Consider the following 9,004-nt stretch of genomic DNA (forward strand, 5'->3'; position numbering starts at 1 on the left):
GGGTCTCCGTGGCGAGGAGGGGCGCTGGGCGCGGAGGTGTGCTGGGAGCGCGGGAGGCGTCAGATGACCAGGTCGGCGTCGTCGGGCCGGGCGGCGTGCGCCGCGGATATCGGCGCTGCTGCCTGCCGGTCGGTGACCTGCTTGACCAGCTGGTGTTCGACGAAGTACGCGAAGGAGGCGTAGCCGCGCCAGATGCGGCGCCACTCCCGCTGGACGGCTTCCTCGCCGGAGGCGCGCCGGACGTCGTCGAGGTAGGAGACGATGATGTCGGCCGACTGACGGGCGTGGCCCGCGGAGAAGTTGTCGATCGACAGATGCGCCTCTTCGTAGGACACGTCGAAGTTGTGCCGGCGCAGCTTCTGGATCTCGTGCAGGCGCATCTCGCCCAGCCCGAACATCTCGATGCCCAGGTTGTAGCCGAGGATCTCGTTGTAGAGCGTGTCGGGGAAGAGCGACAGGCACACCTGGTGGATGGAGAACCCGTAGAGCCCGTCCGGCAGATCGCCCTGGTCCAGGAACTCCTGCTGCCGGATGTGCGGCAGATGGATGTCCATGCTCGCCAGCACCTGGTGGATGAGCGTGATGTGGTTCTTGGCGAGGTCGCCGCGGCCCATCTCGTCGGCGTAGATGGCGAACAGCATGTGGTCGCTCTGCCGGTGGTCGCGGCCGAGGTTGCCGATGCGGTGGGCCCAGCTGCCGTCGATCAGGCTGCCCAGCGCGAACGTGGACTGTCCGAACACCACCTCGTCGCGGTCGGGTATCTCCGTCAGCGGGCGGTACGGATTGACCAGCTTGTCCCAGTAGATCCGCTCGACGCGCTCCATGAGCGCTTCGGGGGTGTAGTCGAAGTACTCGGCGTTGGTGAGCTTTCCGCCGCTCCCGTGGGTGAAGAGCAGCTCCGCGTCGGCGAGCCCGGCCTCGGCACGGTCCCGGGCCACCGGCAGGATGTGCGGGTACTGCTCGACGTTGACGATGCGGTGGAACAGCTCCCGGTCGTCCAGGCCGCGCTCCGGCTCGGCCGCCACCACATCGGCCGGCGCCGCGCTCCGCAGCGCACCGGTCCACTCGGCGGCCCGCTCGTCACCGGCGGTGTTCGGCCGGAAGTCGAGGTCCGCCGGCTCGCCCGCGGCGATGGACTCCGTCCACGCCGTGAACGTGGCGGCCTCCTCCTCGTCGAAGATCCCGAACATCGGCCCGCCGAATTTGATCGACTGCAGGAACCGGCAGGCCCCGTCTGCGCCGGTCCGCGTCTGCCGGGCCTCCCGGAAGACCGCCACGAACTCGGCGAGGTCGAGGTCCTCGTCGCCGAGCCACTCCGAGAGCCGCCGGCCGCCCATCCGTACGCCGCGGTGCTGCTTGCCCGCGAACGGTGCGTGCCGGGCCACGATCTGCGCCACCCGGGCGTCCAGGGACAGCCCGCGCTGCCAGTCGGCCAGCTCGGTGAGCAGCGCCGCCTGCTCGCGCTCCAGCCGCAGCACCAACTCGATCGCGGTGCGCGTCCGCCGCCGGTCCTCGGCACCGGTCGGCGACTGCTCGGTGAGCGCGAAGTACTCGGCGAGGACCGTGCGGGCCGCCTCCTCCGGAACGAGCGTCTCGGTCCCCAGCAGCACCTCGTCGGCGCCCAGCGCGCACATCGCGTAGTGCACGCCCACCACTTCGGGCAGGAAGGACGCGGGCAGCCGGGAGAGCGCGAGGAAGAACGCGGCGTGCAGGGCGGTCAGCGGCCGGGCGCCGGCCTGGTGGAGGAAGTCGGCGGCCTCGATGCCGGGCAGATGGACGCCCAGGTCGTCCAGGGTCCGCCGGCGCCGCGCGAGCAGACCGCGCTGCGGCGTGCCGGAGCCCCGCAGCAGGAAGTACTGGCCGAACAGGCGGTTGACGACGACGGAGGGCTGGGTGGCGGCCTGCGACACCGTGTCCAGCCAGCAGCCGCCGAGCAGCGCCAGGGGAGCCCGCTGGCGCAGGACGAGCCGGTGCGTCTCGGGGCCGGCCTCGCGCAGCGCGGTGAGCGACGGCACGAGGGCGGCGCGCGCCTCCTGGACGTACGCGGCGACCGCGTCGGCATCGGTGCCCTGGGGCGCTGCCGGGTCCGCGGTGGCGGCGATGCTGCCGAGGAACGCTTCGAGGACGCGCCGGGCGACGAGCAGCGTGGTCTCGCTCTCCTGGTCGCCGAGCAGCTGCTGGAAGACGCCGGCCGGCGCGCCGTCGAGGACGGCTGTGGCCTCCTCGACGGCCTTGGGGCTGAACAGGAAGGGGGCGCGGGGCAGGGACGTGGTCAGGTCCGGAAGCGGGAATCCGGTGTGCGCGTTCATCAGAGCTCCCTGGAGGTGGTGGCTGCCGGTGCGGGGGAGGCGGACAGCTTGCGCAGCAGGACGCCGACGCGGACGCCGGGCACGCTCGCCGCGAGGAGGTAGTGGCCGCCGTCCCGCAGCGCTCCGGCCGCGCCCCGGTCCACCAGGTTGATCAGCGGGTCGGCGGCGAAGCAGTGGCCGACCCGGGTGATGTTGTCGAGGAACAACTGCTCGGCGGCGAAGCCCGCCTGGCGCTCCTTCATGACGACGAGCGGCTTGTACAGATTGAGGTGCAGCACGCCGTCGACGTCACCGGCCTTCATGCCGGCCGCCGTGAGCACCCGCTCGTTGACCGTGCGGGCGAGGTCCGAGCTGATCTCGTTCGACCAGTCCAGCGCCGTCGGGTCCTGCGCCGAGGCGCCCGCGACCATCTCGTAGGCGTCCGTGCCGTGCGGCTCCGCGCCGACCACGCAGGCCGCCGCGCCGTCGCTGAAGAGGGCGAAGTTCTCCATCCGTACGGATTCGTCGGTGATCCGGTCGGTGGAGAGGACCAGCACCTTGCGGTGGTGGCCCGCGGCCACGAACGCCTGTGCCATGCGCAGGCCGACCAGCAGATTGGTGCAGCGGTTGAGGGTGATGCCGGTGAAGGCGGCGCCGGCCAGCCCGATGCCGGACATCACCGCCTCCACGAACCTGCCGTGGGTGCGGGGCCCGCCGGGGAATCTGGTCGAGCACACGATGAGGCCGTCGACGGATGCGGGCTCGACCCCGGCGGCGGCCAGGGCCGCCGCGCCGCTCTCCACGGCCAGCGACTCCAGGCTCTTCGCCGTGCGCCGGACCGTTCCCCAGCCCCACAGCGCGGCCTTCGGGGGCATGCCGAACTCGCGGGCGCGCGCGGTGAGGTTGGCGATCGTCGTGTGGTCGGCCTCGGTCTCCCCCAGGACGTAGCGGGGAGCGGACAGGTATGCCGGTGCGGTGTTCACGGTGTGGGATCACTCTCCGGGCCGGCCGGCTGCTCCGGCGCCATCATCGTGTTGGCCTCGGCATACGGGACGGCGTCCGCCCCGAAGCCGAAGGTGCCGTGGTCACGGATTTCCTGGGCCGCGCGGACGACGGCGCCGAGCGACGCCCGGGAGAGCGCCGAGCCGACGCTGATCCGCCGTACGCCCATGGCGCCCAGCTCGTCGACGGACAGCCGCAGCGCGGGCGAGCCCATCAGGACGTTGACGGGTGCCGAGACGGCGGAGCACACCGCGCGGATGGCGTCCGCGTCCGGCAGGGCCGGCGCGTAGAGCACATCGGCGCCCGCGGCCTCGTACGCCTGCAGGCGGCGGATGGTGTCGTCCAGGTCGGGCCTGCCCTGGAAGAAGTTCTCGGCGCGCGCGGTCACCGTGAAGGGGAAGTCGAGCTCCTTGGCCGCGGCGACGGCCGCAGCCACGCGCTCCACCGACTCCTCCAGCGGGCGTACGGGGTCCTCGGCCCGGCCCGTGGAGTCCTCGACCGACCCGCCGACCAGCCCCACCGCGGCGGCGCGCCGGATGGTCTCGGCGACCTCCTCCGGGCTGTCGCCGAAACCGCTCTCCAGGTCGGCGGTGACCGGCAGCGGGGTCGCGGCGACGATCGCCGCCGCGTTGTCCAGGATCTCCGTCCGACCGATGGGGCCGGCGCCGTCGGGCAGGCCCATGGCGTACGCCATGCCCGCGCCGGTGGTGGCGAGCGCGGCGAACCCCAGCCCGGTCAGGATGCGGGCGGTCCCGGCGTCCCACGGGTTGGGCACGACGAAGGGCCGCGGCCCCTCGTGGAGCTGCTGGAACGCGACGGCGCGGCGGTGCTGTGCTGCGGTGGACGGGTTCATTCCGGTGTCTCCTCTGTGGCGCTCGGAACGTGGGCGTAAAGCACTGTCAGATAAGCTCAACGTGCTCATCAACCGGCGCGTTCGCGCCAGGTGCCCCTGTCCCTCGAACGAGCGATCGCAGCAGATCGGTGACCGCGCCCGGACTACCGTCGAAGTAGAAGTGACCGCCGTCGGCCCAGTGTTGGGCGAGTCCGCCGGCGCACTCGCGCTTCCAGGGAGCGAGACCGGCCTCGGTGACGTGCGGGTCGTCGTGCCCATTGATCAACGTGACGGGCACGTCCAGCGGTGGTGCCGGGCGGTAGGCGTACTCCGCGACCATGCGGAAGTCCGACCGCAGATGCGGGAGCAGCAGTTCCTGGAGCGCCTCGTCGGCCACGACCTCAGGTGGCAGGCCACCGAAGAAGCCCACGGCCTCGGTGAATTCCCGTCCCTCCAGCCGCGCGGTCTCCACGACGCGCGGGGTGGGCAGCAGCGCGGGGGCGGAGCAGCCGGAGGCGACCAGGTGCCGGAAGTCCGGCAGGCCGCCGATGCGCCGCGCGACCTCGAAGGCGAGTACCGCGCCGAAGCTGTGCCCGAAGAGGACGAAGGGCCGGTCGGCGGTCGCGGCGATCGCCGCTGCCGCTCCGTCGGCGAGTTCCGGGACGGTGGTGAGGGCGGTCTCGCGGTACCGGGGTCCCCGGCCCGGCGGGCAGACCGCGACCACTTCCGCGTCGTCCCCCAGGTCCTTCTGCCAGCCGAGAAAGGCCCGTGGATTGCCGCCGGCGTGGGGGAAGCAGTAGACGCGGGCGGTCTGCCGGGACCCGGCTTCACCGCGCAGAAACCATGGGGAAGAAGTCACAGTGCGGAACCGATCTCTCGTACCTGGTGGGGGGTGGAGCGTGCTCTCAGGAGGTCGACCGGGAACCGGCCGCATTCCAGCCGACATCGTCGAGCCGGACGTCTCCCGAGGGGTGTGCGGAGACCGAGGAGTCCGCCGGGTCGGCCCCGGGCATGACCGCCAGAAAACCCGCTACCGCGACGAACCCGATACGAAGAGTGAGGGGCGAGCGACGGGTAGTGCGGATCTTTGAGAAAGAATTTTCCCGCATGTTCTTGGAACCTCTCCTGCGAAGAGTGCATGAACCGGCCAGGGAATGGGGCGGCAAAGGGGGAGGGAAGTGCCCTGATGGCGGCGAACGCGCCCCCCGTGGTCGCCTGCTTTCAATCTTCCTTGTCCCGGACCGGAGTTGAAGATCTAAGATGGTTCGGGTTTCCGAACTTCAGGAAACCGAGGGGACTTACATGCACCTAAAGGGCGTATGGCCTGGCATGGGGGATAGCACATGAACGATGCAAAAGGTGCCCAAGTAGAGCAAAACGGACAGAACTTTGCGCGATTAGAGCCCCTGTCCGAAGGGGCTGAGAGCACACTCCGGCGCATGGCCGCACAGCTGGACGAGCTGTCCAGACTCACGGTCGGACGGCCGATCGACGGCATCGGCGGCGCCCAAGAGGCGCCGGCGGCCCCCGCGGAATCCGGTATTTGCCACCTCGACGGCCTGGATGTCATAGAGGGCGCGATCAACGAGGCGCTGGCCGGGGCGCGCAGGGAAATTCTCACCGCCCAGCCGGACGGGCCACGACCGGGCCCGGTTCTGGAAAAGGCGCTGGAAGCCGTGCGACGCCATATCGAAGCGGGGGTGGCGATGCGCACGCTGTATCAGCACAGCACGCGTTTCGATGAAGCGACGAAGAAGTATGTGCGAGCGGTCTCCGATTACGGAGTGCGAGTCCGCACGCTGGCCGAATTCTTCGACCGTCTTATTGTCGTGGACGACGCCGTCGCTTTCATCTCCGCGAATGAGAGCCGCACGCACGCCATTGCGATCCGGGAGCCGGCGGTCGTGCGTTTCCTCAAGGACACTTTCGAGCGTTCCTGGGACCGCGCGAAGGAATTCCCGTTCGTTCCGCTGCACGCGGCGAAGGCGGCCGGCGAAGTCATTCCGTCACTCCGCGAATCCATCAGCAGGCTGCTCATCGGGGGGTACTCGGACAAGCGCATCGCGCGGCGGCTCGGTATCAGTGAAAGGTCGCTGCAGGGGCACATCGCGGCCATGAAGCAGGAACACGGGGCGCACACCCGGGTACAGCTCGGCTATCTCCTGGCCAGGAACGAGACCACGTTCGTGCTGTGAGTCCCGCGCGCCACGAAGGGCCGCTGCGCGGCGGCCACATGGACGGAGGGGCCGGAGGGAGTGCGTACTCCCTCCGGCCCCTCCGCGTGGAGCGCGGGGCCCGTGGCTCTCCGTGCGGAGCGCGGCGCCCGTGGCTTTCCGTGGGGAGTGCGGGGCCCGTGGCCCTCCGCGTGGAGCGCGGCGCCCGTGGTCAGTGCCTCGTCTCGGCCGCGGGTGTTCCGGAATCGGCCGGGGGAGCGGAATCGGCCGGTGCCGACGGCTGGGCCGTGGGGTCCGGCGACGCCTGTGGCGTGCGGATGCCGCGCCTCCGGGAGACCGCGACCCCGCCGAGGCAGATGACGCCTCCGAGGAGGGTGAGCCAACCCGGCACCTCCCGCAGGAAGATCCAGGAAATGAGGACCACCACGGCGGGCACCGCGTACGTGGTCGCCCCCATCTTGCCCGCGGTCGTCCGGGACAGCGCGTAGGCCCAGGTGCTGAAGGCCAGGGCGGTCGGGAAGAGCCCCAGGTAGACGACGTTGAGGGTCGCCGAGAGCGGCGCCTCGGACAGCTGCGAGACCAGCTGCCCGCTGAACGGGAGGCAGGCGACTGTGCCGATGAGGCAGCCGAACGTCGTGGTCTGCATCGGGGTCGCGTACCGCAGGGCGGGTTTCTGCGACACCACCCCGGCCCCGTAGGCCACCGCCGCCAACAGGCAGAGCAGTACGCCCAGTACGGAGGACGAGCCCTCGCCGGACGTGGAAAAGCCCACCACGACCGCGCCCACGAACGACACCGCCATGCCGAGCAGCAGCAGGGGCGGGAAGCCCTCCTTGAGCAGCCAGCCGCCCAGCAGCGCGATCACCATCGGTCCGACGTTGACCACCATGGACGCGGTGCCGGCGTCGACTTTCTGCTCCCCCCAGTTCAGGGCCACCATGTAGACGCCGAACCACAGCACTCCGGATACCACAATGCCCGGCCATGCCTTACGTGGCGGTAAACCGCCCCGTTTGACCAGCAATACACAGACCAATGCGACGGAACCGGTCACGAGCCGGCCGAGCGCGAGCGCTCCAGGACTGAAGTAGTCGGCCGAGGCGCGAATGGAGACGAACGCCGAAGCCCAGAGAACGACGGTGACCGATGCCGCGATGAGCGCACTACGGTCGATTCCGGAAGTATTTGTCGATCGAATCACGCAGGCAATCTAATCACCCGTATACCTCCTGAACAGGCTGCCGCGCAGTTCATCGCCGTCCAATTCGCCCTGTTGTCACGGCATTTGGCGAAGCGCTCCGGTGTCGCTTCCCGGGGGCGGCGCCGGCGCCTCGCGGCGGGCGGAAACCGCTTACGACCTGCACGGCCGGACACCGGCGTGGAACGCGTACGCCGCCCACGCCGGGCCGCCCGCCGCTGATTGTGTAAAAACTTCGTCACCCGGGAGATATCCACAGGGGTCGCGGCGGCCGGCCGGGCCGCGGGATCTTCGAGTCATGAACCCGCACATCGAGCCGGCGAACCCGGCAGAGCACCCGTCCGCCACGTCCTCCAAGACCCCCGAAGCCCAGGTCACCCTGCGCAGCCCCGCCGAACTGGCGGACGCCCTGCCGTACTTGCTCGGCTTCTACCCCGACGACAGCATCGTCCTCGTCACCCTTCACGGCGAGCGGGGACGCTTCGGCGGCCGAGTCCGGCTCGGCATTCCCGCCGACACCGCCCAGTGGCCCGCCGTCGCCGATCAGCTCGCCGACTGCCTGATCACCGCTGGCCGGGAGCGCGGCACACCGCCCCGCGGCATCATCGCCTTCCTCTGCCAGGACCCGTCGGTCGCCGAAACCGGCCGGGAGGTGAAGGACCGCCTCAGGCCGCTCGCCCAGCGGCTGCGCACGGCCTGCGGCAGCCGGGACGTCCCCGTCATGGAAGCCCTGTGCCTCTCCAACGGGCGCTACTGGTCCTACGTCTGCCCGGACGAGCGCTGCTGCCCGGCCGACGGCACCCCGCTCGTCCTGCCCGGCACGTCGGTCATGGCGGCGGCCGCCGCCTACGCCGGCGTTCAGGTCCGCGGTTCGCTCAAGGAGATGGAGGCCCGGCTGGCCCCGCTCACCGGGCCCCGCGCCGACGACCAGATCAAGGCCCTCGACGCGGCGGCGGCCGCCCTCGTCCCGCGGATGCTGTCCGGTCAGGACCCCCACACGGTCCGCGAGGAGACCTGCACTCTTCTGACCCGCGCGCTCCACACCTTCCGGGGCGACCCGCCCTCCGGCAGCCACCGCGCCAAGGACGCCTGCGACGACGCGCTCCTCGGCAACGGCGAGGCCGCCGAGCTGATCCTCGGCCTCCAGGACCGCCTCACCCGCGACCGCGCCGCCGCGTGGCTGGAAGGGCCCGACGCCGCACCGGCGCTGCGGCTGTGGCGCGCACTGGCCCGCCGCTGCCCCGGGGCGTACGAGAGCCACGCCGCCGCACCGCTCACGCTGGCCGGCTGGGTCGCCTGGGCGAGCGGTGACACCGCGTCCGCCCGAGTGGCCCTGGGCCGTGCCCTCACTCTCGACCCCGACTACCTCTTCGCGCAGCTCCTCCACCGCGGCCTCAACGAGGGACTCGACCCGGAAAAGCTCCGCGACTGTCTCCGCTCCACACCCAATCCGGCTGCGAGCTCCGTTCCGGAGCAGCCGGCGGCGCGCGTCCCGGCCATCCCTGCCGAA

General features: G+C 71.0%; 7 protein-coding genes. 2 read left to right on the forward strand and 5 right to left on the reverse strand.

Annotated features, from left to right (window positions below; all coding sequences use genetic code 11):
• Positions 1-59: 59 nt before the first annotated feature.
• Genes CCS38_RS15580 through CCS38_RS15595 form a run of 4 tightly spaced genes read right to left on the reverse strand, consistent with a single transcriptional unit; the run spans position 60 to position 4,981 of the window.
• Entirely contained in the window at positions 60-2,309 is a 2,250-nt protein-coding gene (locus tag CCS38_RS15580; RefSeq protein WP_223733868.1) for an iron-containing redox enzyme family protein, read from the reverse strand.
• On the reverse strand, positions 2,309-3,271 hold the full coding sequence (locus tag CCS38_RS15585; RefSeq protein ID WP_223733869.1) for a 3-oxoacyl-ACP synthase: 963 nt from the start codon (positions 3,269-3,271) through the stop codon (positions 2,309-2,311). The genes CCS38_RS15580 and CCS38_RS15585 overlap by 1 nt, the downstream gene beginning before the upstream one ends.
• Positions 3,268-4,143: an isocitrate lyase/PEP mutase family protein gene (locus tag CCS38_RS15590; protein WP_223733870.1), complete on the reverse strand. Its 876-nt coding sequence runs from the start codon at positions 4,141-4,143 to the stop codon at positions 3,268-3,270. The genes CCS38_RS15585 and CCS38_RS15590 overlap by 4 nt, the downstream gene beginning before the upstream one ends.
• Before the next feature lie 46 nt (positions 4,144-4,189).
• The gene (locus CCS38_RS15595; RefSeq protein WP_223733871.1) at positions 4,190-4,981 is read right to left on the reverse strand and encodes a thioesterase II family protein; all 792 of its coding nucleotides are present in this window, start codon (positions 4,979-4,981) and stop codon (positions 4,190-4,192) included.
• Positions 4,982-5,561: 580 nt separating this feature from the next.
• On the opposite strand from CCS38_RS15595, the gene CCS38_RS15600 reads away from it, so the two are divergent.
• Positions 5,562-6,317, forward strand: a complete 756-nt coding sequence (locus tag CCS38_RS15600; RefSeq protein WP_223733872.1) for a LuxR family transcriptional regulator — start codon at positions 5,562-5,564, stop codon at positions 6,315-6,317.
• Positions 6,318-6,507: 190 nt separating this feature from the next.
• Here CCS38_RS15600 and CCS38_RS15605 read toward each other — a convergent pair whose 3' ends face one another.
• Positions 6,508-7,494 (reverse strand): DMT family transporter, encoded by a 987-nt coding sequence (locus CCS38_RS15605; RefSeq protein WP_223733874.1) that lies wholly within the window; start codon positions 7,492-7,494, stop codon positions 6,508-6,510.
• Positions 7,495-7,792: 298 nt separating this feature from the next.
• Between CCS38_RS15605 and CCS38_RS15610 the strand changes: the two genes are divergently transcribed.
• The coding region (locus tag CCS38_RS15610) for a DUF4192 domain-containing protein (protein ID WP_223733873.1) at positions 7,793-9,004 on the forward strand (1,212 nt) is incomplete at its 3' end.

The organism is Streptomyces purpurogeneiscleroticus (genome assembly GCF_020024005.1).
Classification (GTDB): domain Bacteria; phylum Actinomycetota; class Actinomycetes; order Streptomycetales; family Streptomycetaceae; genus Streptomyces; species Streptomyces purpurogeneiscleroticus.

Coding starts and splice junctions, on each gene's coding strand:
- CCS38_RS15600 (WP_223733872.1), top strand. CDS start 5,562: ATGGCCGCACAGCTGGACGAGCTGTCCAGACTCACGGTCGGACGGCCG.
- CCS38_RS15580 (WP_223733868.1), bottom strand. CDS start 2,309: ATGAACGCGCACACCGGATTCCCGCTTCCGGACCTGACCACGTCCCTG.
- CCS38_RS15590 (WP_223733870.1), bottom strand. CDS start 4,143: ATGAACCCGTCCACCGCAGCACAGCACCGCCGCGCCGTCGCGTTCCAG.